Source organism: Poritiphilus flavus, assembly GCF_009901585.1.
In the GTDB taxonomy this organism is placed as follows: domain Bacteria; phylum Bacteroidota; class Bacteroidia; order Flavobacteriales; family Flavobacteriaceae; genus Poritiphilus; species Poritiphilus flavus.
Genome location: NZ_WXYO01000007.1, coordinates 186,649 through 212,357 on the forward strand (window position 1 = coordinate 186,649; position 25,709 = coordinate 212,357).

The window sequence follows — 25,709 nt, forward strand, 5'->3', positions numbered from 1 at the left end:
ATTCGATTAACACCATTGGCAGACTACCTGGATAATTTTGTAAAGAACCTTAAACTTTATGAAATGAAAATATCCAAAAAATTAGTCTTTAGAGTCCTTTTTATGTCAATTTTAGGGCTATTTATTTACAGCTGTGATGGAGAAGATGGGGTAGACGGAAGAGACGGCGTTGATGGTGTCGACGGCCAGGATGGTGCCGACGGCGCTGACGGCGAGGATGGTATGGATTTTATGCCAGAAGCCACCATGTTTGAAAACAAATCGGCATTAGAGCCGTTAGTGGCTATCCAACCTCAATTTAGTTTTGTAAAGGCGTATTCCCTGATCAGTTCCACGGATTTCCTCGATAACGGTTTTCAATTTGTAGGAGCAACAGACGGTGCCGGATTTCTCCCTGACGGAGACGGGTTCATGTATATTGTAAATGCAGAGGACGATTATGCGGTAGCCCGTATACGTATGGATGCCAACCTTACGCCTACAGAGGGAGACTGGTTGCTAAATTCCGGAGTAGCAGATTTTGCACGTCAGTGCTCAGGAACCATGTGGGAGTCTGCCATCCACGGAGGAGCAACGGATCTTTTTCTTTCAGCTTCGGAGAGTTTTAACTACGACGTTAAGGGTATAGATCCTTATATAGGGACACCGACGCCAACCGCAGACTTTGGTCTGGATGCATTGGGAGAATTCAACTGGGAGAATGCTGTACCACTTCCACAAGGCGCTTATTCGGGCAGTACCGTGATCGTTGGCGGCGACGATGACTCCAGCGGTTCTGAAGGACAGATCACCCTATACTACTCCGAAAACGGAGATGCAGACCTTGACGGAGGTAAGATCTACGTATTACGACTGCTTCAGGTTTCCGATGGAGCCGGAGGAGTAATGGATGTAGCCGCGGCCACTACCTATAACGAGTCTAATCTGGATTTCGGGGTAACTTATGATTTTGAGTTCGTGGAGATCGTTGACGGTGCTGCCATGACCAAAGACGAAATGGAAGACGCCTGTGTTGCCGTCAATGCTACTGCTTTTATGAGGGTAGAGGACGTTGACTACCAAAAAGGATCTGACGCTAACGCCAGAAATATATATGTAGCGGTAACCGGAAGAGGGCCTGGAAGAGGAACTTATAACGACTGGGGTACTGCCTACAAACTGGAGTTTGATGAGGCTTCACCACTTTCCGGAAAGTTAACACAGATCATTAGCGGGAATACCGATACTAATAATATGGATGGTAACCTGGCTGAGCTTCAAAGCCCGGATAACATCTGTGTAACTGAGAATTTTATTTACCTGCAGGAAGATCCTAATTCTTTTGATCGGGGTCACGCAGCATATATCTATCAGACAGACCTTAATGGAAATAACGCCAGAGTGGTAATGGAAATGATCGTTCGTGCAGACCTGGACCCAACCGGAAGCACCGGATTTAGTGGAGAATACGGAGCACTTATCGACATTTCTGACAAAGTTGGTGTGGAAGATACCTTTCTATTGAATTTACAGCCACACTATTGGGAGAGTGATGATTTCAAAAATGTGGATGGTCACGACATGGAAACCAACGCCGCGGCCATTGCCGCCGGAGCAAGGGAGGATGATCAGGGTGGACAGATCGTGATCCTTAAAGGTCTTCCCAGGTAAAAACAAATCCATTATAATTCACAAGGAACCTCCATGTATGTATGGGGGTTCTTTGCAACTACACAATCGAGCTCAATGCCTTTCAAATTTTTCAAAGCCTACCTCATTCTTGTTCTCATATTGGTCCTGGTACTTTGTTGTAAGGATCAGAATCAACCCAAACAGGGACTAACTGCAGTGGTTTCCTGGGAATATGCCCAGGATTATTATCTACAAAATATCAATGCAGCCATAGGCCATCTAGACTCGCTGGCCCGTGTTCCGGCTGAAAGTGATAGTGCCAAAATATTATTTAAGAAAGCCAGATCCGCCTTTAAGAAGGCAGAACCCTATGCCTCTTATTTAAATCCCGAAGTTGGTCACCGGGCTAACGGACCGGCATTACCGGTATTCCTGGAAGATACCGAAAGGGTGATGAACCCTATTGGATTGCAAAAGCTGGAGGAAGGTATTTACGAGGGTGGGGTGGAACCTGAGGTCTTTACCAGGGAAGCCCTGTTAACAAAGGGACTGTTGGTAAACCTTCAGAATAACATCAAGAAGAGGAAACTAAACCCACAGCGGTTTTTTATCGCTACACACCAGCAACTTCTACGCATAATAAGCCTTTCTATTTCCGGATTTGATACTCCGGCAAGTTATCTCGGATTTCACGAGGCCATGGTTTCCCTGGGAAGTCTTAAAGATATCTACCAAAATACGATTGCCGGGATCATAGATGAAAAAGATCCGGAACTGGGCAAGGATTTCCTTAAAAACGTGGATGCCGCTATGGTCTTTCTAAAGGATAACCAGGATTTTGAGACTTTTGACCGTTACACCTTCATTCGCGAATTTATGAACCCAATTACCCGCAATTGGGTTGCCATTCGCAAAACAAGCGGTCTTTGGGAAGGGGTTAAGAACAAGCCTTTTAATTTTGACGCTCCTACCTTTTTTGAAAAAGACGCCTTCAACCTGCTGTATTTTACCCCGGTTATAAACCGAAATGCTACCGTGGAACAGATACAATTGGGAGAGAAGCTGTTCTTTGATCCCAACTTGTCAGCTGATGGCAAAATGGCCTGTGCCTCCTGCCATATTCCCGAAAAGGCCTATGCAGATGGGATGGTAACAAATATGGACAATCAGGGGCGGCCCCTGGAACGAAATACACCAACCCTGATCAATTCAGCCTTTCAAAAAAGTTTCTTTTGGGACGGGCGCTCAGAAACCCTATTGGATCAGATCAGCTCGGTTTTCACTAATGAAAGGGAGTTCAATAGTAATGTACACCAGTTCTCCGATGCCATTTTAAAAGACAGTTCTTATACGGAGCTTTTTGATAAGGCCTTCGGAGAAATGCCCAGGAAAAACCGGGAGATCATACGCGCCATCTCCTCTTATATCAGCACCCTTAATGGCTTTGATTCCAAATTTGACCGGAATATACGCGCTGAAGAGGACACCTTTACCGAAGAAGAAAAACTGGGCTTTAACCTTTACATGGGTAAGGCGCTCTGTGCTACCTGTCATTTTATTCCCCTTACCAATGGCACCGTACCTCCCTTTTTCAAGGAAACAGAAAAAGAAGTGATCGGAGTTCCTGAGACTGCTGCTAATGAGGTGTTGGACGATGATGATGGGTTTTACTGGAGATGGAAGAAAGACATTCACAAAGGGATGTTCAAGACCCCCACGGTAAGGAATGCCGAGCTTACCGCTCCTTATATGCACAACGGGATCTATAACAGCCTTGAGGAGGTGATGGATTTTTATAACCAGGGCGGAGGTGGCGGAATGGGCTTTGACCTGGAGCATCAGACCCTTCCCTTTGACGAATTAAATCTTACGGACAGTGAATTAAAGGCCCTGGTCAGTTTTGTCAAGACTTTGTCTGACACCAATATACCTGCCTACTAAAATTTCTCAAACACTCCCAGACCAAAAAGGGCAAAATCGTATTTCACAGGGTCGGAAGGATCCATTTTACGCAGAGAATGGTCTAGTTCCGCGACAGCCCTGGCGTCGTTTTGTTTTCGTTTCAACAGCCCCAGATTTCTGGCTACCCTTCCGGAATGGACGTCAAGCGGACAAGATAGCTGTGAGGGTCTTAAGGATTTCCAAAGTCCGAAATCTACCCCTGTGCTCGCATCCCGGACCATCCATCGCAAAAACATATTAATGCGTTTGGCGGCAGAACCCCTGGATGGATCAGAGATATGTTTGGTGGTTCTGGACAAATGCGGAACCTCAAAAAACAGGGATTTAAAAGTGGTAATGGCCTGCTGCGTATTCTCCGGACCGGAATGCTTTCGGAAAATGCTTTCCAGGCCGCCGTGATGCTTGTAAATGTGCTGTAGCCCCTTAATGAAGGTAATCAGGTCTTTGCTATTAAATGTTCGATGTACAAATGGTTGTAGTTGTTTCAGATCGCTATCCGTGTGATTGGCAACAAAGTCGAATGGCTGTTGCTCCAGCAGCTCCATCATTTTTTGGGCATTGGCAATAATGCTTTTACGATTACCCCATGCGATCGTGGCGGTCAGAAACGCGCTGATCTCAATGTCTTCTTTTTTCTGGAATTGGTGGGGGACAGCAATAGGGTCCGCTTCCAAAAATTTGGGATGATTGTATTGTTCAACCTTGGCATCCAGAAATGTTTTGAGTTCGGCCTGCTTCATTCTAACGGAATATCTAAAACTCTAAGCAACAGTATAGGGCCTACCAGTACCAGATTGTAGCAGGCGTGTAAAAGTATCGCCCAAATCAATCCAAACCGTACCCGGATAAAACCAAGAAATACGCCTACACTCAATTGTGGGGCCACGAGCAGTGGTGATAATACCAAAATGGTTGTGGTGATCTCAAAATTGGTGATGTGATAGAACCCAAAAGCAAGGGTAAACAGGTAAAAGATCAGTTTGAAAAAACTACTTTTCTTAAAAAAGACCAGGGGACCTCTGAAAAAGAACTCCTCAAGTAAGGGAGCGACCACTATGGCGAGAAAACCAATGAAGGTCAAAGAATATTGTTCGAGTAACAGATCCATCGCATGTTGTCCGAGATCTATGTTTACCAGGGACTCCAGGCCTCCAATGACAATTCCAATTACGATGCTGATTGCCAGGGAAAGGATAAGTAATCTTACAAATACGGTGATCCGATAGCCCAAATCCCGGTTCTCATCGGGTTCGTAAACCGGGTGCTTTAGAAATTGAAGTACTTCTTTAAGCATATTACTGCTGCATTTGCCCGTCGATCATGGTGAGCTTTCTGTCTGCCATGTCTGCAAGTTCCTTGTTGTGAGTGACGATAATAAAGGTCTGACCAAGTTCATCCCGCAATCTAAAGAACAGCTTGTGAAGTTGGTCCGCGCTCTCAGAATCCAAATTACCGCTTGGTTCATCGGCCAGGATAATAGATGGGTCATTGACCAAAGCCCGTGCTACAGCCACCCTTTGTTGTTCCCCTCCGGAAAGCTCACTGGGCTTATGGTCATAGCGGTCCGAAAGGCCGAGGAAATCAAGTAATTCCCTTGCTTTAGCCTCTGCCTCAGCTCTCGGTGTATTTTTTATAAATGCCGGAATACATACGTTTTCCAGAGCAGTAAATTCCGGTAGCAGCTGGTGAAACTGGAAAATGAAGCCTATATGGTCATTGCGGAATTTGGCCAGGGATTTATCTTTAAGAGCACCTACTTCGGTAGCGTTGATGGAGAGTTTGCTATTTGCCTTATTGGACTGTGTGTCCAGGGTTCCCAGGATCTGTAACAAAGTAGTTTTTCCCGCGCCTGAAGGACCGACGATTGCCACGATCTCGCCTTTTTTTACCTCGAGGTCCACACCTTTTAAAACCTGTAGATCCCCGTAATTTTTCTCGATATTGGTCGCTTTGATCATCCCGGCTCAATTAGGCTTTGAAAGTACACATTCACGGAGAAACGGCAAAAATTAATGTATCCTCTTAAGCCGGACATTTCTAATTATAGGCTACAACAATGGTGAAATAGTGTTATATAATTTTGCAAAACGTGTATTGCCGATTTTTTGTAATAATTTAGGCCTGCTATTGTGAACAACCCATTAACGTTATTTCTATGTCGCCATACCAGAATTTAGAAGAGTACAATATCGAGATCACCAACGAGGTAAAGGAACGTTTTGCCGGGATTATCGATGAAATAGGGGAGGATGTATCCCGTGAGGGCTTAACAAAAACACCGGAAAGAGCCGCTAAGGCAATGCTCTTCCTTACTCAGGGGTACAAGCAGGATGCTGTTGAGATATTACAGGGGGCGATGTTCAAGGAAGATTATGACGACATGGTGATCATTAAGGACATTGAAGTCTACTCCCTCTGCGAACACCATATGTTACCTTTTTTTGGGAAAGCGCATGTGGCCTATATACCCAACGGTTATATTGTAGGTCTCAGCAAAATTCCCAGGGTGGTAGACGTATTTGCAAGAAGGTTGCAGGTTCAGGAGCGGCTTACCCATGATATCCTGGAATGCATCAATAATACCCTTCGCCCAAAAGGTGTTGCAGTAGTGATCGAGGCTGCGCATATGTGCATGATGATGCGGGGAGTACAAAAACAGAATTCGGTAACGACCACCTCTGGTTTTCGCGGACAGTTTGAAAAGATCGAGACGCGTGAGGAATTCCTAAAATTGATCAGTTCCAAACTTTCTTAAGTTTTTTTTGTTAAAAATTGTAACATTTAGCGGGTTCCGGGGTCTTTATAATATAACAACAACACCTGACCTTATGAAAAACCTTGTTTTTGTTGCAGTGCTGCTATGGGCGGGTTTTTCTTTTGGCCAGATCAAAACAGCGTTGAAAGGCTTCAATGGCCTTGATAGCAACATAGGAGCAAACATCCATGTGGTAAAGTCTTCAGACTACGGAATGGAGATATCCGGGGATACCGGGCTCATCAATTCTATCATCTATAACATCCATCATAATAATCTTAAGATCAGGTCTTCAGAAGGACAAACTGATTACTCCCAGGTACTGATCACGGTGTACACACCTTCCCTGGAGATCATGGAAATCACCAATGGCGGAAGGGCCTCTCTGGATAAGAATTTTTCCAGAATAGCTTCCTTTGAGGTTTCAGCATCCGATGGAGCAGTGGTGGATCTGACCCAGGTGGAATTTAAAAGCCTGGTTGCCCAGTCCAGCGGTGGAGGGGAAGTCCTTTACAAATCTAACGCTCAAACACCTCAGCCTTCGCCTCTGGAGGAAAAAGTGAGGAGTATCCAGTAATCCCAGTTCTTTTTAGATTTTTGATTGAGGCATTGCTACTTCTGCGGGAATCTGTATTTTTAGGGCATGTCAAAATCAAAAGACCATAAACTGCGAAATCTTCTATTAGGAATTCTTTTTGATGCCCTTGGTATGGTATCCTGGATCATCCCGGGCGTGGGGGCATTTTCGGATGTCATCTGGGCGCCTGTCTCAGGCTGGCTCATGACCCGGATGTACAAGGGAAAGGCCGGACAAACCGCTGGAATTGTCGCTTTTATAGAAGAGCTCGTTCCAGGATTGGATGTGATCCCCACATTTACTATTATGTGGTTGTACACTTATGTCTTTGCCAAAGACAAGACACAAAAGATAGTGAACGCCAGTTCCGACTAATTCTGCTGCGATGAATACCTATCTGGAAGCCTTTGGAGATGCTTTTTTGGCTAATCTGAACTGGACCTGGAAGTCGATGATCTTTGAGGTTCCCTGGTACACCAATTATTTTTGGGGACTTACCCTGATCTCCCTGGTCATATGGGGCCTGGAGGTCCTTTTTCCATGGCGAAAGGATCAGTCCGTATTCCGGAAGGATTTTTGGCTGGACGGTTTCTACATGTATTTTAATTTCTTCATTTTCACCGTGGCCATCAGTGGGTTTTACAAAGTTTTGGAGTTGCTGTTTGACGGCTTTGGGCTCGGCCCCCAAAGTCTGGCGTTAATGCAATTGGATACCCTCCCGATGTGGGCACAATTACTGATATTCTTTGTGGTTTTGGATTTTTTCCAGTGGTTTACCCATGTATTGCTTCATAAATATCCTTTCTTATGGCAGTTTCATAAGATCCACCACAGTGTTAAGGAAATGGGGTTTGCGGCGCATTTCAGATATCACTGGATGGAAAACATCCTTTATAAGCCGCTGAAAACCCTGGGAATAATGTTACTGGGTGGATTTGAGCCGCAACAGGCCTTTATAGTGCATTTTATGGCAATCGCTATTGGTCATTTTAACCATGCCAACCTGAAATTTAGCTGGGGCCCGCTAAAATACATCTTTAACAATCCGGTGATGCATCTCTACCATCATTCTTATGTGCTTCCCGAAGGTAAGTACGGGGTCAATTTTGGAATTAGCCTCAGTTTATGGGATTACCTCTTCGGGACCAATCACATTCCTGAATCAAGCGGGAAAATTCCCTTAGGGTTTCCAGGGGACGAGAACGTTCCAAAAGGCTTTTTCGGGCAGTTGATCTATGGTTTTAGAAGTAGGCGGAAAACCTAATTTACCCTGATCAATATCCCAGCTAATTTCCTTCAATAAAAAACCGGAGGACACCTATCATGGTGCCCCCCGGCAAACTAACTAACTCAAACAATAAAAAAGGTCTTTATGCCATGATGGTTCAATTTAAAAGCTGAGCTTTAACCTTAAGGCGATATTTCTTCCCAGATCATCCGCAAAAAACCGTTGCCGGTTTAAGTAATCCCTATAAGAAACATTAAGTAAATTACTTAGGTTGAGGCCGGCGGTAAGACGGTGTTTATCTGAAAGCTCGAATTTCATTTCCGCATCCAGACCCAGAAGGTGATAAGCATCCGGTGGTGTATTGATTTCCAATAACACCTCTTCATCCTGAATGGGTGAGAAGACGTTCAGGTTAGGTGGGAACTCGTTTTGCCTGAAGACATATTGGCTTTCCAGCGATATCCTCAGATCATTCCAGTTTTCCCTGGTGTATATCAGGCTGTTCCGGAATCTTGCGGCTGGAATATTGATCAATGCAATATCATTTTCACTATCGGTGCCTTTGGCGATGGAAAACTGATGTTCTGTTCTCCAGTTTTCAAGCCATTGCGAATAGGCCGAGGCGTCTACACCCAGTATTCTGGCATCTGTCTGGCGGTAACTCCATACCGGGAAGGCCCCACGGATAGTGAATTCCACGCCGGAGGGTTCCAGCAAAATAAAGTCTGAGATGAAGTTAGCAAAGGGAGCTATATTATATCCCCAACGGTCACTGTCCCTTTCCAAAGCTACTGAAATCTTATGTGAGGTCTCATTCTCTATTCGCAAATCCCCCAATTCAATTCGTGCCGCGGAGTGGTGCAGCCCATCGCTGAAAAGTTCAGCCGGATTAGGGGCCCGTTGAGCTAAGGCATAATTAAAGCGCAACATGCTTAGCTCGCTTATGTTGTGCTGAAATCCTACAGTGGCCGAGAAATTCGAGTAGTTAAAAACCGGATTGGTAAGCAGCTGAGTACCCAGGTCTTCGACCACCAAATCCTCAAACTCCTGATCATAACCACGTTCCAGCCACCGTGAGGTGCGATAGAACTTCTGGGCGTCTACCCTATTGAAATCATAGCGAAGGCCGGCATCGATTATAAAGCTGGTAGACAAATAGTACTCGGTGGTTATAAAGGCTCCAAAATCATATCGCTCATAGTCGGGGATCAGTCTGCGAACGCCAGTATCCGGATTGGCAAAGTTTTCCTGATACCTTCCAAGAAGTCCAAAATGCAGTTTGTAATCACTGTTGGAATCCAGTTTGTAATCAGCGTTCAGGGTATGCGTAGTAAGTCGGAGGTCGATGGCCGGCTTATCGCGATCGTCTCCCACACGTACATCGAATTCAAACCGCTGATTGCGTTGAAAATCGTACTGCAGGGATAACCTTCCGGACCCCTCAAACCTTTTGTAGAAATTCAGTTTGCCTAAATGGTGCCCAACTTCCTGTCTTGGAGCAACTATGTCGTAGGAGAAGGGTTCAATGATACTTGGCTGGCCGCTATTAATAGATTGGATAAGGTCATCTACATTACCGATGTGTGAGGCTCGTAGAATGGCGATATCCGTCTTAAAATAGGAATAATAGGCTTCCCAACCCTGTTGAAAGTCCCTTTTGCCAACGGACAGACTTAGTCCCAGTTGTTCCACTCCGGTATTGGTCAGCACATAGTCCGGAGCCTCAAGATCGCCCAATCGCTTATAGGATAGTTGTCCACGTGCGAACCACCCGTTTTCATACGACTTAATGATTTCTGTACCAACCGTTCCGCCTCTTCCGTTTGTTACTCCATTCAAAATAAGGTTTCCATAAAGGCTGTCTACCGCCCGAACGGGTTCTTTTTCCAGCAGTACTAGGCCTCCTATAGCATCCCCTCCATATTTCAGGGCTGCTGCACCCTTAACCAGGGTGACCCTGTCAGCAGAATTGATATCAACATTCGGTGCGTGTTCATCTCCCCATTCCATATCCTGCATTCTCACTCCGTTATTCAGTACCAATACCCGGCTACCGCTTAAACCCTGAATTACAGGTTTTACAATATTTGCTCCGGTATTTAAGGAGGAAACACCGCTAATCTGTCTTAAGGCATCCCCCAGACTCGCACTGCTAAAGCGTTCGAGTTCTGAGGCTGTTAGGGTCGTTTCCTGGGCAGAATTGGTTTTCTCTCCATTCACCTTACCGGTAACTTTTACTTCTTCCAGTTCTTCCAGGTGATGTTCCAGGGTAATTTTTACATAACTGTCCCCCTGGATCTCCACTTCAATGAACTGGGTCTTACATTCAGGATGGGAAACTTCCAACTCTATGGTCCCGTTGCAAAGGCCCTTTATGGAGAATTTTCCATTAGGGTCGGACAAGGCATTGCCGGACTGATTTACGATGGAAATGTTGGCATCCACTAAGGGGCTTTGGTCGTGGAAGTCCACAACTTCACCTATAAGGATGTTATTGCATTCCTGTGCTTTGACAGAAATAAGGCATGCTACAGTGAGTAGCACAATTAGATATAATTTCATATACAATTATAGATCATTAATTTACTTCCTGTAGTAGGAATTAATAGCCTGGCGAAATTAACAATCATTGCAGTGGGGGAGGTCTTCCGTAAAGACGAAATGAAAGGTTTTGGATGTATAGAAACTCATCTGGTCTGATGAGAGCCTTTAGGCGTTTCTCCGGAAGGATCTCCTGGAGATCCGTACCGTCCGAAAAAGCCTGGACCGCATCAGCCTGCTGTATTTCTATGGCTAGATCACAAAGTTCACAATGCTCTGTTTTATCGGCCTGGTCATGTTCGTGATCGCAAATATGAAAGGCCGAGACCTTGCAGATCATCAAGCTGGCCAAAAGTAAAAGAAGAAAAGTACGCGTTCCCGAAGCCATTTTGCAAATCTAAGGAATCTGCTCTCAACTACAGTGTTAAGGAATGTACAATTTACTTAAACAGGAAACCGAGCCCCATATGTTTCAGCATTTTTCTTTCAAAATTCCAGAAAAAGCGAAACTGCCCGAACAGCCAGCCATAAATAACAAGAAGCACCTGGTAAAATGGAAAGATCAGAAGTAACCTCAGCGTCCAGTATAAAAACCCTCCCCACCATGCAGCAGCAAAAGCCTCCCTGTCCAAACCAATCCATTCGAGAAATGGCTTAGCCACATAAACGGATGAAGAACCGGTGATTGCAAAAACGATAAAAATGATAATTAATTGGAAATTTGAGGTAATCCCCCAACGCTTTTTAAGTTTCTCCATGCTTAAAACTACAGAGCCGCAAAGATATTCAATTATATCCTTGGGACAAAGGGCCCCAGACGCTGTCCGTATTTTCTCTGGAAGTAAATAAAATAGTTGTACAATTTGTAATTCAACTCATAACCGTAATCTATGGTAGGGTCATAATTGATCTGAAGTTCGTAAAGCCTTGGACTGAACTGCTGCGGTTGTAGCACCCTGTTGTTCCAATTGATGACGTAGATCTGGTTCCTGATCTCAAGAAAGGACTGCGAATAGTACCCTTCCGGTCTGGCTATGCTTCGCAACCAGACATTAAATCCGGGGTCTATAATAATGATCTCGTATTCCGTTTCGTCACCTGAAATAGAAACTGTATCGTTCTCGGTCCTTTGAAAGACCATTTTCTCCTCTTCACTAAAGTAATCCTCTACCTTATCTGATTCCCCGAAGTAATCTTCGGCTTTTTCCTTTTTGGCAGAGTCAGCCACTGTTTTACTTCCGGTACAAGCGGTAAACCAACATAGACCTATCAGACACATCAATCCCAACAGTAGTATTCTCTTTTGCATATTCATTCATTGTTTTCTAGAAGATACAAAAAAACCGTTTGCGTTGGCAAACGGCTCTGTTAAATAAAGTTAAGGCTTGCAGTGGGTTACTTCCCGAAAAGCCCTCCGAGAAGCCCTCCCAGGCCTCCCTTTTTCTGATTTCCTCCTCCGAGAACCATACCGGCAACATCGTCCAGGATACTACCGTCTCCATCAGAATCAAGAAATGCTTCAATTAAGGATTGCTCCTGTGCTCCGGATCCTCCGCCACCTAAAAGTCCACCCAGCATATTACCAAGTCCATTGGAATCGCTGATATTTTGTTGTCTGGTTTGTTTGCCAAGGAAACCCATTAGAATTGGAGCGGCTACTTTAAGAATATCACCCACGGCAGATGCGTCTACTCCTGATTTCTGGCTTAAGGCGTTCTGTACCTGGCTTTGTTTCCCTCCAAGAACATGACCCAGGATACCTGCTCCGTCATCCATGACCGATTGATCTACTCCTCCGCCGAATAAGCCTCCAAGATCATCCAAAATTCCGCCGTCATGCTTTCCGGACAGGGCATTCATAAGTCCCTGAGCGCCATCTGGTGAAGAGGCATTCCTTTTCATTGCTCCCATCAAAACCGGCAGTGCCATACTGAGTACGCTTCCCGTCTTATCGGTAGATTGACCAGTCTGTCCTGCTACCCCGCGGACGAGCTGTTGACCCATAGGGCCACTTAATAAGTCTAAAATTCCTGACATGTTATTAGTGTTTAGAGATTAGAGGGGTAATGTACGAAAAACTGTGTATGCCAGCCGAACTTTGTATTAATTATTTTGACCCAACAAGGTGATGATCTGAGTGGCCAGTTCTTCCCCGATCCTATTCTGGGCTTCACCTGTAGCAGCACCTATGTGAGGGGAGAGTGAGATACCCGGATGCATAAGTACCCTGACCGCCGGAGAGGGTTCAGATTCAAAGACGTCCAGGCCTGCAAAGGCTACCTTTCCGGATTCCAGCGCGGCTACTAAAGCCACTTCATCAACAACCCCGCCACGGGCGGCATTGATAAGGCCCACGCCCATTTTCATTTGTTCGAATTCCTTTGCGCCGATGACATAGTCCTTTTGCGCTGGCACGTGGAGGCTGATAAAATCCGCTTCGGCCAATACTGCCTCTTTGGATTGACTTTCCAGGGAAAAGGAAACGGATTGTCCATCAAAAAAGGGCACCTCAACCGTGGCCTCTTCAATAAAAGGATCGTAATAGTTAACTTTCATTCCAACACCCAGAGCGATCTTAGCAGTTGCCTGGCCGATGCGCCCAAAACCGATCACTCCCAGGGTCTTACCTCTTAATTCAATTCCCCTGGCATAGGCTTTTTTTAATCCTTTGAAGTTCTGGTCTCCTTCCAAAGGCATATTTCTATTGGCGTCGTGCAAAAACCGGACGCCACCAAAAAGGTGGGCAAAAACCAATTCCGCTACGGAAGAGGATGACGCGGCCGGGGTATTGATCACATGAAGGCCTTTTTCTTTGGCGTAAACAACGTCAATATTGTCCATACCAACGCCGCCCCTTCCAATAAGTTTTAGACCGGGACAGGCATCGATCAGCTCTTTTGGTACCTGGGTGGCACTGCGAACGAGCAGGCCCACAATTTCATTTTCATTGATATAATTGGCCAGTTGTTCCTGAGCCACCTTAGTCGTAATCACCTGGTATCCCGCCGCCTCAAGCGTAGTTATACCACTTTCCGAAATTCCGTCGTTCGCTAGAATTTTCATTATTAATTTTAAGTCTTAAATTATAAGTTTTAGGTTGCAGGTTTTAAGTTATAAGTTTTAGGTCTTAAGTTTTAGATTTTAAGTTGAACTGGCTGGTTTTGACAATTTTAGTCAAAATCCTGATAATTTGCTCAATTTCTTCCAAAGGCTTTTCCATATCCGATGTAATAATTTCAGCTTCAAGAATTAGCCTTAACCAATACCTGGTTTCCCTGGCTTCTTTGGAAGCGATGGACATTTTTGAAATAAAATCTTTTTTTGACTGACTGGCACCTGCTTCGCAGACATTGGCCCCAATACTGGTAGCCGATTTTAGTAGTTGGTCAGCAAAAACATACTCTTTTTTCTTCCTTAGCTCCTTTACCAGGGCTATAATTTCTAGTGAAAATTGAAAACTCTTTTCTTCAATCAAGATATGTCCTTATTTCCAGGCTGCATCCGGATTGATTAATATTAACTCGAGGGCATACAGGGTAAAAACCGATTTTGGTCCTAGCCAGGAAAGATCAACCTTCCCTGAATGGGAACCGTTTATTTAAAACCTAACACTTAAAACCCTTATATACAATTTTGAATCACTTAATGACCCTTAATCCCAAACTCTCATCTATCAACTCTCAACTATTCAACCTTTTCGCTCCAGATCACTCATCACATCCACCAAAACCCCAACACTTTCAAGGGTTAGCGCATTGTACATGGATGCTCTGTAACCGCCGACAGACCGGTGGCCATTAAGTCCGTTAATTCCGGCCTCCTTCCACATTGCATCGAAAGTATCTTTAACACTCTCATCCGCTAGCGTAAATGTCGCATTCATATGAGAGCGGTCTTCAGTTTTTGCAAATCCCTGGAACATTGGGTTAAGGTCTATTTCGGAATACAGGAGATTGGCTTTTTTCTCGTTGATCTCCTCTATAGTCGGGATACCTCCCATGTCTTTCAGCCACCTCATCGTAAGCAAGGAAACATATACCGCAAAAACCGGGGGAGTATTGAACATACTATCTTTCCCTATGTGCACCTGATAGTCCAGCATAGATGGAATTTTACGGCTAACATTGCCTAACAGATCTTCCTTTACCACGATCAGTGTGGTTCCGGCAGGACCCATGTTCTTTTGTGCCCCTGCGTATATCAGATCAAATTTTGTGAAGTCTAACTGCCGAGAAAATATATCAGAACTCATATCACAGACCAACGGAACCTGGGTAGTGGGAAATTCCTTGATCTGGGTTCCGAAGATGGTATTGTTAGAGGTGAGGTGAAGGTAATCCAGATCATTGGCGATACCATAGCCTTTAGGTATATAATTGTAATTCTTGTCTTTAGAAGATGCTACCTCAATAATTTCTCCAAATAATCTGGCCTCCTTGATCGCCTTATCGCTCCAGGTTCCGGTATTCACATAACCCGCTTTGGATTCGAGGAGATTGTAAGCCACGGTAATGAATTGTGTGCTTGCCCCACCCTGAAGAAACAGGGCCTGGTAACCTTTGCCTTCCAGGCCGAGAAGCTCCAACGCGAGACTTCTGGCTTCCTCCATAATGGCTACAAACTCTTTACTGCGGTGAGAAATTTCTATAAGCGAAAGCCCAATGTCGTCTAATTCAATGACGGCCTCAGAAGCTTTAACCATAACTTCCTGAGGCAGGATACAGGGACCTGCGCTGAAATTGTGTTTTTTCATTTGGATTTATTTAGGTGCTAAAGGTCATAAATTATGACTAAATAGCGATCGTGAAAACAGAATTATTCTGTTATGTTTTTAACAGGAATTCAACAGTATCTACCCCATCAGCGTAATCGTCAAGTTTTGGATGCTGAGTCCTCCCGAAAGGCACATCACTATCGTGTAAACTATCCCTTACTACACATTGTAACTGATCCTTATCCGACTCAAGTCGGTCTTCAAGCTCCGAGGAAGAATCGTAATATTCGTAAAAGAGGGTCGCAATTGGTGAACTGTAGCCCTGATCTTCTTTCAGCATAAGAAAACCATTATCGAGTATAGAGAATTCACTCATCAGATAGACCGCTTTATTGTAATCATAGTTGTTGGCGTATTTTTGCCCGTCTATGATATCGCTGTACTGAAAAATACCCTGGAAAAAGTGGTCAAAATCATAGTTTCTGGGAACAAAAAGCTTGGAAACACTCCTGCAACCCAGTCCGTAATACCTGAATATGTCTTCTCCCAGATCGCTTAATTGTTTTGGTTCTTCGTTCCCGCTAAGTATCGCGACAGAGTTTCGGTTTTTACGGATGATATTCGGCTGATTCCCGAAATAATACTCAAAATACCTTGCCGTATTGTTGCTGCCCGTGGCGATTACAGCTTCAAAATCGTCCAGCTTTCCTTCGGTAAATTTTACTTTTCCTTCCAGGGAGGTTTCAAAGGAAAGCAGTTGATCCACGACAAAAGGCATCAGCACATTTGCATTCGAAGAAAGTTTGATCTGTGCTTTGTTTCCGGTAAGCAAGATGCACATCAGATCGTGAAATCCCACCAGTGGAATGTTTCCCGCGGTGATCATTGCCACGGCCTTTTCTTTGTTGGATGAAATATCGTAAGGTGCTAACCAGCCTTCCAGGGAGTCCTGGTTCAATAACTCAGTCCAACGCTTCAGGCTGAAAAGGACATTTTCTCGTGTAAACCAGCCATTTTTGGCTTCCGCAAGAGCCAATTTTCGGTCAAACTCTTCAAATCGGCTGTTGCTATCCCAGGCCTTTTCCGATTTTCCGTTATCATATTCACAAAATTCCCGAAATAATTCCCCCAGTTTAACAAAAGCTTGTATTCTCAATTGTTGGTCGCCCATTATATTTGTACAGGATTGTATTAGGGTTTATTTTTGTACAAAAATAAGTAGGCCGGATCAAACCGGGGCTAAAGGAAAGAGAAAATTATGGCAATAATCATAACGGACGAATGTATAAACTGCGGGGCATGTGAGCCGGAGTGCCCAAACACCGCGATATACGAAGGAGCGGATGAATGGAGGTATAGTGATGGGACCTCCCTGACCGGAGATGTGGTACTGCCAGACGGAAAGGCGGTAAACGCTGATGAGGTTCAGGAACCGATCAGCGATGAGATCTATTATATCGCGCCGGATAAGTGTACGGAATGTATGGGATTTCATGAAGAACCTCAATGTGCCGCGGTCTGCCCGGTAGATTGTTGTGTTCCTGACGAAGACCGGGTGGAGAGTGAAGAAGTGCTGCTCGGAAAACAACGCTTTATGCATCCGGATTAGAGCATAAGCTCACGTCCTTATTTCACAACATTTTAGAGGCAATTTCCTTAAGAAATTTAGAAGCTATCATGGCCGTTACGCCATGAATGTCGCGTTGCGGATTGTACTCAACGATATCCGCGCCAACTATGGGAATTTGAATTTTATTCAGGATCTCCAGAACCTGTCGTGTGGAGAGTCCGCCTGGTTCGTGATGCGAAACTCCGGGAGCGTAGGCCGGATCCAAGGCATCAAGATCCAGAGAAAGGTACAAAGGCGCTTCGAATGCCGGGAGGGACTTGCTGTCCAGATCTTTCATCTCGATCATATAAACCCCATATTTTTCAGCCTGCTCCCGCTGATGCGTGTTCAGCGTCCTAATCCCTATCTGGGTAAGCCTGGAAGCCAAACCGTTTTCCATGATCCTGGCAAATGGGCAGGCATGAGAGTGTGGGTCTCCTTCAAAAGAATCGTATAGATCAGGATGCGCATCTATATGCAATATCTCCAGTTTTCCATATACTTTGTTAAATGCACTGATCACTGGATAACTGATAGAATGATCTCCGCCCAAAGTGATCAAAGGCCGGTCTTTGGTGATATTATCCAGAGTGATCTCCGCAATATCCATATATTCCTCAATTTCAAAATCACCTTTGTCATCCAGCAACTCCGGTTGGATCTCCAGACCGTTTTCCGCAAAATAGCTGGCGGAAGGGCTGTTGTAAGCCAATCGGATAAGGGGAGGGGCCTGAGCGGAGCCTTTTAGGTAAGAGGACTTCTCATCAAAGGGAAATCCTTGAAGGGTAATCTTGTTTTGTATCATTTATCTGGCTTCTGTACCTTAAATATACTGGTAAAAACTATCTTTGCAGCCGAATTTACGCGGCCTTGTTAGACACAGGCGTAAAATATCTAAACCTTAGAAATGAAAGCTGGAATTGTAGGATTGCCTAATGTCGGCAAATCAACTTTATTTAATTGTTTGTCCAACGCCAAAGCCCAGAGCGCTAATTTTCCCTTTTGTACCATAGAGCCAAATATCGGGGTTGTCAATGTACCGGACCCCCGCCTTGAAAAACTGGAAAGTATGGTGATGCCGGAAAAGGTCATCCCGGCAACGGTGGAGATAGTTGATATTGCCGGACTGGTTAAAGGTGCCAGCAAAGGAGAGGGATTGGGAAATCAATTTTTGGCGAATATCCGGGAAACCGATGCCATACTCCACGTACTGAGATGTTTTGACAACGATAATATTGTGCATGTTGATGGTTCCGTGGATCCGATCAGGGATAAGGAGACCATTGATATGGAATTGCAGTTGAAGGACCTGGAAACTATCGAAAAAAAGCTGGAACGCGTAAAACGTACAGCCAAAACCGGGAATAAAGAGGCTCAAAAAGAGGCTGCAGTGCTTGAAGCACTGCAAAAAGGCCTGGAAGAAGGTAAGTCTGTAAGGGCCATTAACCTTGAAGCCGATGACTATCGCGACTATGTTCGTCCCCTGCAGCTGATCACAGAGAAACCCGTGTTGTACGTATGCAATGTGGATGAGGCATCTGCAGTAAGCGGGAATTCCTATGTTGAACAGGTAAAAGCAGCAGTGGCCGAGGAAGATGCAGAGGTTCTGGTACTAGCAGTAGGTACCGAAGCGGATATCACCGAACTGGAGACTTATGAGGAAAGGCAGTTGTTCCTTGAAGACCTTGGACTGGATGAGCCAGGAGCTTCTAAACTTATCAGGGCCGCCTATGCACTTTTAAACCTTCAGACCTATTTCACAGCAGGGCCCAAAGAGGTAAGGGCCTGGACCATTAAAACCGGGTCTACCGCACCTCAGGCGGCAGGAGTGATCCACACGGATTTTGAAAAAGGCTTTATCCGGGCTGAGGTTATTTCTTATGACGACTACCTGACTTACGGCAGCGAAACTAAAGTAAAAGAAGCCGGAAAAATGAGGGTAGAGGGCAAGGAGTATGTGGTAAAAGATGGGGACGTGATGCATTTCAGGTTTAATGTTTAACCTGTGTACCTCAGCAATTTTTCATTTACAGCCTGGCACAGCTAAAGAGGGTTTTTAGGGATTTCCCGGGTGACCGCTATCAACAAAATGCGGTTTTCATTGTTAATTACTTTCCCCTTGGCTGATTTTGATTTCTGCCCTGAAATTTTATATTAGCGGGGGTAAACCCCCAATATATGGCGCAATCACAATACACCGAAGAGAATATTCGCTCCCTGGATTGGAAGGAGCACATCCGAATGCGGCCTGGAATGTACATCGGAAAATTAGGCGATGGGTCCTCGGCAGATGACGGTATTTATATCCTCTTAAAGGAAGTTATAGATAACTGCATTGATGAGTTCGTGATGGGAGCCGGAAAGACCATTGAGATCCGGATCAAGGACAACCTGGTCAGCGTTCGGGATTACGGTAGAGGAATTCCGCTGGGCAAAGTTGTGGATGTGGTTTCCAAGATGAATACCGGAGGTAAGTACGATACCAGGGCCTTCAAGAAGTCTGTTGGGCTCAATGGTGTAGGTACCAAAGCGGTGAACGCTTTGTCCACATTCTTTAGGGTGGAATCCTCCAGGGACAGCCAAATCAAGGTGGCGGAATTCACACAGGGCAACCTGACCAGTGAGGAGGGGCCTATGGAAACTTCCAAGAGAAAGGGTACCAAGGTTTCCTTCACCCCGGATGAATCCATCTTTAAAAAATACAAATACCGACCAGAGTATGTGGAACGTATGCTTAAGAATTATGTGTACCTCAACCCTGGTCTTACGATCGATTTCAACGGCACAAAGTACCACTCGCAACACGGTCTGAAGGACCTGTTGGAGGACAATAACAGCGCCGATGATATGTTGTATCCTATCATACATCTAAGGGGGAACGACATCGAGATCGCAATAACCCATAGCAAAACCCAGTATAGCGAAGAGTATCACTCCTTTGTGAACGGACAGCATACCACCCAGGGAGGAACCCATCAATCCGCCTTCAGGGAAGCCATTGTAAAAACCATACGGGACTTTTACGGCAAGAACTATGAGGCCTCGGATATCAGGAAGTCCATTATTTCAGCCATATCTATCAAGGTCATGGAGCCGGTATTTGAGAGTCAGACCAAGACCAAACTCGGATCTACGGATATGGGAGGCGGACTGCCCACTGTGCGTACCTATGTCAACGATTTTGTAGGAAAGCAGTTAGACAATTACCTGCACAAAAATCCGGAAACTGCAGAAAAGATACAGCGTAAGATCATCCAGGCAGAGAAGGAGCGGAAAGAACTTTCAGGGATCCGCAAGCTAGCCAGGGAACGCGCCAAAAAAGCGAGTTTGCACAATAAAAAGTTACGGGATTGCAGAATACATCTGGGCGATATGAAGAACGACAGACGTTTGGAAAGTACCCTCTTCATTACGGAAGGGGATTCGGCTTCCGGATCCATAACCAAATCCCGGGATGTAAATACTCAGGCTGTATTCAGTCTGCGCGGAAAGCCGCTGAATTCCTATGGAATGTCCAAGAAGATCGTCTATGAAAATGAGGAATTCAATCTTTTGCAGGCAGCGCTCAACATAGAAGAATCCATGGAGGACCTGCGATACAACAATATCGTGATCGCCACGGATGCCGATGTGGATGGGATGCACATCAGGCTACTGCTGATTACTTTCTTTTTGCAATTCTTCCCGGAGCTGATCAAGGAAAACCACCTGTATATACTACAGACTCCTCTTTTCAGGGTGCGAAACAAGAAGGAGACCATCTATTGTTATAGCGATGAGGAAAAGAGGGAGGCTATGGACAAACTAAGCGGCAAGCCGGAAATTACCCGATTTAAGGGTTTGGGAGAGATCTCCCCGGATGAGTTCCAGCACTTTATTGGGGACGATATCAGATTGGAGCCGGTTATGCTGGATAAGGCCATGTCCATTGAAGAATTACTGCGATTCTATATGGGTAAAAACACACCCGACCGCCAGGAGTTTATTATAGAAAACCTTAAAGTAGAAGTTGACTTAGTAGAAGAGAATCAACTATAAACCAAACTAATATGGATCTTTCTTTATGGAAGAAAATGAAGAAGTGAACGAAGCTCAGGACCAGCCCCTCGGTGATGCTGGTGAAAGTCTGACGCGGGTTACCGGGATGTACAAAGATTGGTTCCTGGACTATGCTTCCTATGTGATCCTGGAAAGAGCCGTGCCTGCTATTGAAGATGGCTTTAAACCTGTACAGCGCAGGATCATGCACGCGCTTAAGGAACTGGATGATGGCCGTTACAATAAAGTAGCCAATGTAGTTGGGCATACTATGCAGTACCATCCACACGGAGATGCCAGTATTGCGGATGCGATGGTGCAGATAGGCCAGAAAGACCTGCTGATCGATACCCAGGGAAACTGGGGGAATATTCTCACCGGGGATGGGGCCGCGGCTCCTCGATACATAGAGGCCAGGTTGTCTAAGTTTGCCCTGGACGTGGTTTTTAGCCCTAAGATCACAGAATGGCAGCTGTCTTATGACGGTAGAAAAAAAGAGCCTGTAAACCTTCCGGTAAAATTTCCCTTACTGCTGGCCCAGGGGGCCGAAGGGATCGCGGTAGGGCTATCCACTAAGATACTCCCGCATAACTTCAACGAGCTGATAGATGCCTCTATTAAGCATCTTAAGGGGCAAAGATTCAAGTTGTTTCCGGATTTTCCGACTGCCGGTATCATAGATGTAACGAACTACAATGAAGGACTTCGTGGAGGAAAAATAAGAGTTCGCGCCAAGGTCTCCACCCTTAATAAGAATACCTTGGTGATCAGTGAAATCCCCTATGGAACCAATACCTCTTCGCTGATCGATTCCATCCTTAAGGCCAATGACAAAGGAAAGATCAAGATCAAGAAGATTGAAGATAATACCGCGGCTGAGGTGGAAATACTGATCCATTTGCCCAATGGCATTTCGCCGGACAAGACCATCGACGCCCTTTACGCCTTTACTTCCTGTGAAAGCTCTATATCGCCTTTAGGCTGTATTATTGAGGATAACAAACCTCTTTTTATAGGGGTAAAGGAAATGCTGCAGAGGTCTACGGATTATACCGTGGAACTACTAAAGGCTGAACTGGAGATACAGCTTGCCGAGCTCGAAGAACAATGGCATTTCGCTTCCCTGGAACGCATCTTTATCGAGAACCGTATCTATAGGGATATCGAAGAAGAGGAGACCTGGGAAGGGGTTATTGCCGCCATAGATAAAGGTTTAAAGCCGTATACAAAATCCTTAAAGAGGGCCGTAACCGAGGAGGACATCGTAAGACTTACGGAGATCCGTATCAAGCGTATTTCCAAGTTCGACCTGGACAAGGCGCAACAACATATCGAAAGCCTGGACGAACGTATAGCCAAAACCAAACACAACCTGGAACATCTGGTAGAGTTCGCCATAGCCTATTTTAAGGACCTGAAATCCAAATACGGTAAAGGCCGGGAGAGGAAGTCTGAAATTCGGGTTTTCGACGATATCGTGGCGACCAAAGTGGTGATCAGGAATACAAAACTATATGTCAACCGGGAAGAAGGTTTTGTGGGTACTTCTTTAAGACGGGACGAATACGTGACCGATTGCAGTGATATTGACGATATCATTGTATTTACCGGAGATGGGAAAATGATGGTCACTAAGGTGGATGCCAAGACCTTTGTGGGTAAGAATATCATTCACGTAGCGGTATTCAAAAGAAAAGACAAACGCACCACCTACAATATGATCTACAAAGATGGCCGGGGTGGGGCAAGTTATATCAAACGCTTCAATGTGACAGGAATTACGCGGGATAAGATGTATGATCTAACTGCAGGAAAGGCCAGTTCCGCGTTGCTTTACTTTTCCGCCAATCCCAATGGTGAGGCTGAAATAGTAACTATCAACCTCAGGCAGGTGGGAAGTATTAAAAAGCTGAAGTGGGACCTTGACTTTGCGGATGTGCTCATCAAAGGCCGTGCCTCTAAAGGCAATATCGTGACCAAATACTCGGTAAAGCGAATTGAACTTAAGGAAAAAGGTCTTTCCACATTGAAACCGCGGAAGCTGTGGTTTGACGATACTGTTAACCGACTGAACGTAGATGAGCGCGGTGAGTTGCTTGGGGAATTCACCAGTGAGGATATGTTGCTCATTGTCAATCAAAAGGGGATAGTTAAAACGGTTATTCCGGAAATTACCATGCGCTTTGATGATGACATGATCGTGTTGGAAAAATGGAAGCCCAACAAACCCTTGTCCGCCATCCATTTCGATGGAGAAAAGGAGCGTTATTACGTTAAGCGCTTTTTGATAGAAAAGGAAAACAAGGAGGAACTCATCATTACGGAACACCCAAAATCTTTCCTGGAATTGTTCTCCACGGATTGGAAACCCGTAGTGGAAATTGAATTTTCAAAGCCCAGGGGTAAGGAAGCAAAACCCAACCAAACAATTGAATTAGAAGAATTTATCGCGATAAAGGGAATAAAAGCTTTAGGTAATCAGTTGACGGCTGATAAAGTAAAAAATATCAATGCCCTGGAACCATTGCCCTACGAGGAGCCGGAAGTAAAGGACGCTAAGGAAATTGAAGTAGTCGATGAAGAAAGCGTTGTACCCAAGGCTGATCCTGATCCAAATAAAACTTCAGACAAACCCCCAAAGCCAACAGATAATAATGCGGAGGACGAAGAAGGGCAGACCTCTTTATTTTAAAAAACCTATATTAAATTCTTAAACAAAGCCTTGGCGGAACGGTTATTGATGGATTATTATTGCAGTTCTTCGAGTTTTAACAAATTGATCATTCGCGTTTACATAAAATTAACATATATCACTATATTTACGCGCATTTAGCAAACAGTCTATGGATTTTACCAACCCCCTGGTATACGGAGTACCATGTTTTATTGCCTTTATTCTTTTGGAACTGACGTATAGTAAAACCCATGGGGACGATCACCTCTACGAATGGAAGGACTTGTTTGCCAGTGGATTCATGGGTGTCGGCTCCGCTATCCTCGGACCGCTTTTCAAGATCATTTTTGCCATAGTGCTCTTTGAGTACACCTACGAATTCTTTAATCCTGAAGGTATTGATGGGATCCGAAGGAATATACTGGGATATGAATCCTTCAGTTACGCCTGGTACGTCTGGTTGTTTTGCCAGTTTGCTGATGATTTTACCTACTATTGGTTCCATCGGGCTAACCACGAGATCAGGGTGCTTTGGGCGGCACATATTGTACATCATTCTTCGGACAACTTCAATCTTGGTACGGCAGTAAGGAACGGATGGTTTACGATTCTGTATAAACCACTCTTTTATATGTGGATGCCGGCAATTGGCTTCCCGCCCGAAATGGTAATCGTATGTTTGGGTATTGAAGCCCTGTGGCAGTTCCAATTGCATTCCGTTTACATTCCCAAGCTGGGCTTTCTGGAAAAGATCTTCAATACACACACCATGCACCAGGTCCACCATGCCCAGAACATCGAATATCTGGACAAGAACCACGGTGGATTTCTAAATATTTTTGATAAGATGTTCGGTACCTGGAAGGAACTGGACGACTCGATTAACGTAAAATACGGGGTGATCCACGCGCCTAATTCCTATAACCCCATGGTTATCCTAACGCATGAGTACAAAGATATTTGGAAAGATGTTAAAAAGTCTAAAAAGCTCTCACACAAGCTGATGTATATCTTTGGCCCTCCTGGCTGGAGCCATGACGGGAGCACACTTACTGTAAAACAGCAGCAGGAGGAATTCCGCAAGGAAAAGGAGCGCAACCCTGAGTTGGTGTTCAGCAGGCCCAATTAAGCTGTTTCCCTGATATCTGAAGTATATTGTTTGCGGGAGAAACTACTATTGATTCTCCGCTAATTCCTCTCTTTTCTTGCGATTTTTTCGCATGCGCATATCCAGAAACTCCACCAATAAAGAAAAGGCAATAGCGAAGTAGAGATAACCTTTCGGAATACTTCCAATCTCGTTATCAAAGACTACCAAATGCGAAATATGCGCTGCTTCGGCTATTAGCATAAAGCCTATAAGAATAAGGAATGAAAGCCCCAATACCTGAATGGACGGATGCTGGTTCACAAATTCTCCTACAGGATTGGCGAACAACATCATAATGATCACGGAGACCACCACGGCTACGACCATTAGAATAAGCGCGTCATTTGGGTTGGGGGAGATCCCATTGGTCATCCCGATGGCTGTCAGAATGGAATCAAAAGAAAAGACAATATTGATCATGGTGATCTGTATAATCGCATTGGTCATGGAAGTAGAACGGCCCTTTTTAACCTCGCGTTCATCATGGCCGCGGTCTTCTACTTTTTCATGGATCTCCTTGGTGCTTTTGTACAGAAGGAATAACCCGCCTCCAAACAGGATCAATGCCTGCCAGCTAATACCACCACTTATCCAGGATTCATCCAGGATCATAAAGGGTTTCTTCATTTTGGTAAGCCAGGTAATTCCAAACAACAGGACGATCCTCATGGCCATGGCTAATACCAATCCGATATTGGTGGCCCTTTTTCTTTGGGTCTTCTCCAGTTTTCCGGCGGCAATTGAAATAAAAATGATGTTGTCAATACCGAGAACGATCTCCAGGAAAGTAAGGGTCAACAGGGCAATCCAGGCATCCGGACTGGTGAAGATTTCAAACATGGTTAGCTAT

Annotated in this window: 25 protein-coding genes; 11 read left to right on the forward strand and 14 right to left on the reverse strand. The window is 44.9% G+C overall.

The features are described 5' to 3' along the window. Positions 1-63: 63 nt before the first annotated feature. Positions 64-1,650 (forward strand): PhoX family protein, encoded by a 1,587-nt coding sequence (locus GTQ38_RS15950; protein ID WP_238857977.1) that lies wholly within the window; start codon positions 64-66, stop codon positions 1,648-1,650. Positions 1,651-1,725: 75 nt separating this feature from the next. Then, positions 1,726-3,552, forward strand: coding sequence for a cytochrome-c peroxidase (locus GTQ38_RS15955; protein WP_161436553.1), 1,827 nt, complete (start codon positions 1,726-1,728; stop codon positions 3,550-3,552). Here GTQ38_RS15955 and GTQ38_RS15960 read toward each other — a convergent pair. Genes GTQ38_RS15960 through GTQ38_RS15970 form a run of 3 tightly spaced genes read right to left on the reverse strand, consistent with a single transcriptional unit; the run spans position 3,549 to position 5,531 of the window. Further along, positions 3,549-4,313, reverse strand: coding sequence for a TIGR02757 family protein (locus GTQ38_RS15960; RefSeq protein WP_161436554.1), 765 nt, complete (start codon positions 4,311-4,313; stop codon positions 3,549-3,551). The two genes, GTQ38_RS15955 and GTQ38_RS15960, sit on opposite strands and share 4 nt — an antisense overlap. Beyond that, the gene (locus GTQ38_RS15965; RefSeq protein WP_161436555.1) at positions 4,310-4,867 is read right to left on the reverse strand and encodes a CPBP family intramembrane glutamic endopeptidase; all 558 of its coding nucleotides are present in this window, start codon (positions 4,865-4,867) and stop codon (positions 4,310-4,312) included. The genes GTQ38_RS15960 and GTQ38_RS15965 overlap by 4 nt, the downstream gene beginning before the upstream one ends. 1 nt (position 4,868) lies before the next feature. Next, positions 4,869-5,531, reverse strand: a complete 663-nt coding sequence (locus tag GTQ38_RS15970) for an ABC transporter ATP-binding protein (RefSeq protein ID WP_161436556.1) — start codon at positions 5,529-5,531, stop codon at positions 4,869-4,871. 197 nt (positions 5,532-5,728) lie between these two features. On the opposite strand from GTQ38_RS15970, the gene folE reads away from it, so the two are divergent. The 4 genes from folE to GTQ38_RS15990 all read left to right on the forward strand — a co-directional run bounded on the left by folE (position 5,729) and on the right by GTQ38_RS15990 (position 8,169). Continuing rightward, entirely contained in the window at positions 5,729-6,328 is a 600-nt protein-coding gene (gene folE / locus GTQ38_RS15975) for a GTP cyclohydrolase I FolE (RefSeq protein ID WP_161436557.1), read from the forward strand. Positions 6,329-6,401: 73 nt separating this feature from the next. Then, positions 6,402-6,905 carry a GIN domain-containing protein gene (locus GTQ38_RS15980; protein WP_161436558.1) on the forward strand — a complete coding sequence of 168 codons (504 nt, stop codon included), beginning with the start codon at positions 6,402-6,404 and terminating at the stop codon, positions 6,903-6,905. Positions 6,906-6,971: 66 nt separating this feature from the next. Beyond that, on the forward strand, positions 6,972-7,280 hold the full coding sequence (locus tag GTQ38_RS15985) for a hypothetical protein (protein ID WP_161436559.1): 309 nt from the start codon (positions 6,972-6,974) through the stop codon (positions 7,278-7,280). A 10-nt stretch (positions 7,281-7,290) separates the two neighbouring features. Further along, a complete protein-coding gene (locus tag GTQ38_RS15990; protein ID WP_161436560.1) occupies positions 7,291-8,169 on the forward strand; it encodes a sterol desaturase family protein in 879 nt (292 codons plus the stop codon). A gap of 126 nt (positions 8,170-8,295) precedes the next feature. On the opposite strand, the gene GTQ38_RS15995 is transcribed toward GTQ38_RS15990, so the two are convergent. The 9 genes from GTQ38_RS15995 to GTQ38_RS16035 all read right to left on the reverse strand — a co-directional run bounded on the left by GTQ38_RS15995 (position 8,296) and on the right by GTQ38_RS16035 (position 16,559). Continuing rightward, positions 8,296-10,695: a TonB-dependent receptor gene (locus GTQ38_RS15995; protein WP_161436561.1), complete on the reverse strand. Its 2,400-nt coding sequence runs from the start codon at positions 10,693-10,695 to the stop codon at positions 8,296-8,298. Between the two features lie 64 nt (positions 10,696-10,759). Continuing rightward, a complete protein-coding gene (locus GTQ38_RS16000; protein ID WP_161436562.1) occupies positions 10,760-11,062 on the reverse strand; it encodes a hypothetical protein in 303 nt (100 codons plus the stop codon). A gap of 52 nt (positions 11,063-11,114) precedes the next feature. Continuing rightward, entirely contained in the window at positions 11,115-11,432 is a 318-nt protein-coding gene (locus GTQ38_RS16005; RefSeq protein ID WP_161436563.1) for a DUF6787 family protein, read from the reverse strand. A gap of 32 nt (positions 11,433-11,464) precedes the next feature. Further along, positions 11,465-11,815, reverse strand: coding sequence for a DUF6146 family protein (locus GTQ38_RS16010; protein WP_238858001.1), 351 nt, complete (start codon positions 11,813-11,815; stop codon positions 11,465-11,467). Between the two features lie 254 nt (positions 11,816-12,069). Beyond that, positions 12,070-12,711 (reverse strand): DUF937 domain-containing protein, encoded by a 642-nt coding sequence (locus tag GTQ38_RS16015; RefSeq protein WP_161436564.1) that lies wholly within the window; start codon positions 12,709-12,711, stop codon positions 12,070-12,072. Positions 12,712-12,777: 66 nt separating this feature from the next. Continuing rightward, the gene (locus tag GTQ38_RS16020; protein ID WP_161436565.1) at positions 12,778-13,737 is read right to left on the reverse strand and encodes a D-2-hydroxyacid dehydrogenase; all 960 of its coding nucleotides are present in this window, start codon (positions 13,735-13,737) and stop codon (positions 12,778-12,780) included. A 64-nt stretch (positions 13,738-13,801) separates the two neighbouring features. Then, a complete protein-coding gene (locus GTQ38_RS16025; RefSeq protein ID WP_238857978.1) occupies positions 13,802-14,149 on the reverse strand; it encodes a four helix bundle protein in 348 nt (115 codons plus the stop codon). Between the two features lie 213 nt (positions 14,150-14,362). Next, the gene (serC, locus tag GTQ38_RS16030) at positions 14,363-15,427 is read right to left on the reverse strand and encodes a 3-phosphoserine/phosphohydroxythreonine transaminase (protein WP_161436566.1); all 1,065 of its coding nucleotides are present in this window, start codon (positions 15,425-15,427) and stop codon (positions 14,363-14,365) included. A gap of 70 nt (positions 15,428-15,497) precedes the next feature. After that, complete coding sequence (locus tag GTQ38_RS16035; RefSeq protein WP_161436567.1) at positions 15,498-16,559, reverse strand: acyl-CoA reductase; 1,062 nt, start codon at positions 16,557-16,559, stop codon at positions 15,498-15,500. An 87-nt stretch (positions 16,560-16,646) separates the two neighbouring features. Here GTQ38_RS16035 and GTQ38_RS16040 point away from each other — a divergent pair, with 87 nt between their 5' ends. Then, complete coding sequence (locus tag GTQ38_RS16040) at positions 16,647-16,997, forward strand: 4Fe-4S dicluster domain-containing protein (protein ID WP_161436568.1); 351 nt, start codon at positions 16,647-16,649, stop codon at positions 16,995-16,997. 22 nt (positions 16,998-17,019) lie between these two features. On the opposite strand, the gene GTQ38_RS16045 is transcribed toward GTQ38_RS16040, so the two are convergent. After that, positions 17,020-17,802 carry an agmatinase family protein gene (locus GTQ38_RS16045; RefSeq protein WP_161436569.1) on the reverse strand — a complete coding sequence of 261 codons (783 nt, stop codon included), beginning with the start codon at positions 17,800-17,802 and terminating at the stop codon, positions 17,020-17,022. 102 nt (positions 17,803-17,904) lie between these two features. Here GTQ38_RS16045 and ychF point away from each other — a divergent pair, with 102 nt between their 5' ends. The 4 genes from ychF to GTQ38_RS16065 all read left to right on the forward strand — a co-directional run bounded on the left by ychF (position 17,905) and on the right by GTQ38_RS16065 (position 24,838). Then, positions 17,905-18,999: a redox-regulated ATPase YchF gene (gene ychF / locus GTQ38_RS16050; protein ID WP_161436570.1), complete on the forward strand. Its 1,095-nt coding sequence runs from the start codon at positions 17,905-17,907 to the stop codon at positions 18,997-18,999. 176 nt (positions 19,000-19,175) lie between these two features. Continuing rightward, a complete protein-coding gene (locus GTQ38_RS16055; RefSeq protein WP_161436571.1) occupies positions 19,176-21,035 on the forward strand; it encodes a DNA topoisomerase IV subunit B in 1,860 nt (619 codons plus the stop codon). Between the two features lie 25 nt (positions 21,036-21,060). Further along, complete coding sequence (locus GTQ38_RS16060; protein WP_161436572.1) at positions 21,061-23,727, forward strand: DNA gyrase/topoisomerase IV subunit A; 2,667 nt, start codon at positions 21,061-21,063, stop codon at positions 23,725-23,727. A gap of 151 nt (positions 23,728-23,878) precedes the next feature. Then, positions 23,879-24,838 carry a sterol desaturase family protein gene (locus GTQ38_RS16065; protein ID WP_161436573.1) on the forward strand — a complete coding sequence of 320 codons (960 nt, stop codon included), beginning with the start codon at positions 23,879-23,881 and terminating at the stop codon, positions 24,836-24,838. 45 nt (positions 24,839-24,883) lie between these two features. Here GTQ38_RS16065 and GTQ38_RS16070 read toward each other — a convergent pair whose 3' ends face one another. Next, complete coding sequence (locus tag GTQ38_RS16070) at positions 24,884-25,699, reverse strand: TerC family protein (protein WP_161436574.1); 816 nt, start codon at positions 25,697-25,699, stop codon at positions 24,884-24,886. Between the last annotated feature and the right edge of the window lie 10 nt (positions 25,700-25,709).

Bases quoted from the DNA above. Each gene is read 5' to 3' on its own strand.
- GTQ38_RS16070 (WP_161436574.1), bottom strand. From the start codon at position 25,699: ATGTTTGAAATCTTCACCAGTCCGGATGCCTGGATTGCCCTGTTGACC.
- GTQ38_RS16040 (WP_161436568.1), top strand. From the start codon at position 16,647: ATGGCAATAATCATAACGGACGAATGTATAAACTGCGGGGCATGTGAG.
- GTQ38_RS16005 (WP_161436563.1), bottom strand. From the start codon at position 11,432: ATGGAGAAACTTAAAAAGCGTTGGGGGATTACCTCAAATTTCCAATTA.
- GTQ38_RS16015 (WP_161436564.1), bottom strand. From the start codon at position 12,711: ATGTCAGGAATTTTAGACTTATTAAGTGGCCCTATGGGTCAACAGCTC.
- GTQ38_RS15990 (WP_161436560.1), top strand. From the start codon at position 7,291: ATGAATACCTATCTGGAAGCCTTTGGAGATGCTTTTTTGGCTAATCTG.
- serC (WP_161436566.1), bottom strand. From the start codon at position 15,427: ATGAAAAAACACAATTTCAGCGCAGGTCCCTGTATCCTGCCTCAGGAA.
- GTQ38_RS16065 (WP_161436573.1), top strand. From the start codon at position 23,879: ATGGATTTTACCAACCCCCTGGTATACGGAGTACCATGTTTTATTGCC.
- GTQ38_RS15985 (WP_161436559.1), top strand. From the start codon at position 6,972: ATGTCAAAATCAAAAGACCATAAACTGCGAAATCTTCTATTAGGAATT.
- GTQ38_RS16020 (WP_161436565.1), bottom strand. From the start codon at position 13,737: ATGAAAATTCTAGCGAACGACGGAATTTCGGAAAGTGGTATAACTACG.
- GTQ38_RS15980 (WP_161436558.1), top strand. From the start codon at position 6,402: ATGAAAAACCTTGTTTTTGTTGCAGTGCTGCTATGGGCGGGTTTTTCT.
- GTQ38_RS16055 (WP_161436571.1), top strand. From the start codon at position 19,176: ATGGCGCAATCACAATACACCGAAGAGAATATTCGCTCCCTGGATTGG.
- folE (WP_161436557.1), top strand. From the start codon at position 5,729: ATGTCGCCATACCAGAATTTAGAAGAGTACAATATCGAGATCACCAAC.
- GTQ38_RS16060 (WP_161436572.1), top strand. From the start codon at position 21,061: ATGGAAGAAAATGAAGAAGTGAACGAAGCTCAGGACCAGCCCCTCGGT.
- GTQ38_RS15970 (WP_161436556.1), bottom strand. From the start codon at position 5,531: ATGATCAAAGCGACCAATATCGAGAAAAATTACGGGGATCTACAGGTT.
- GTQ38_RS15950 (WP_238857977.1), top strand. From the start codon at position 64: ATGAAAATATCCAAAAAATTAGTCTTTAGAGTCCTTTTTATGTCAATT.
- GTQ38_RS16000 (WP_161436562.1), bottom strand. From the start codon at position 11,062: ATGGCTTCGGGAACGCGTACTTTTCTTCTTTTACTTTTGGCCAGCTTG.
- GTQ38_RS16035 (WP_161436567.1), bottom strand. From the start codon at position 16,559: ATGGGCGACCAACAATTGAGAATACAAGCTTTTGTTAAACTGGGGGAA.
- GTQ38_RS15960 (WP_161436554.1), bottom strand. From the start codon at position 4,313: ATGAAGCAGGCCGAACTCAAAACATTTCTGGATGCCAAGGTTGAACAA.
- GTQ38_RS15995 (WP_161436561.1), bottom strand. From the start codon at position 10,695: ATGAAATTATATCTAATTGTGCTACTCACTGTAGCATGCCTTATTTCT.
- GTQ38_RS16010 (WP_238858001.1), bottom strand. From the start codon at position 11,815: ATGGTCTTTCAAAGGACCGAGAACGATACAGTTTCTATTTCAGGTGAC.
- GTQ38_RS15965 (WP_161436555.1), bottom strand. From the start codon at position 4,867: ATGCTTAAAGAAGTACTTCAATTTCTAAAGCACCCGGTTTACGAACCC.
- GTQ38_RS16045 (WP_161436569.1), bottom strand. From the start codon at position 17,802: ATGATACAAAACAAGATTACCCTTCAAGGATTTCCCTTTGATGAGAAG.
- GTQ38_RS15955 (WP_161436553.1), top strand. From the start codon at position 1,726: ATGCCTTTCAAATTTTTCAAAGCCTACCTCATTCTTGTTCTCATATTG.
- ychF (WP_161436570.1), top strand. From the start codon at position 17,905: ATGAAAGCTGGAATTGTAGGATTGCCTAATGTCGGCAAATCAACTTTA.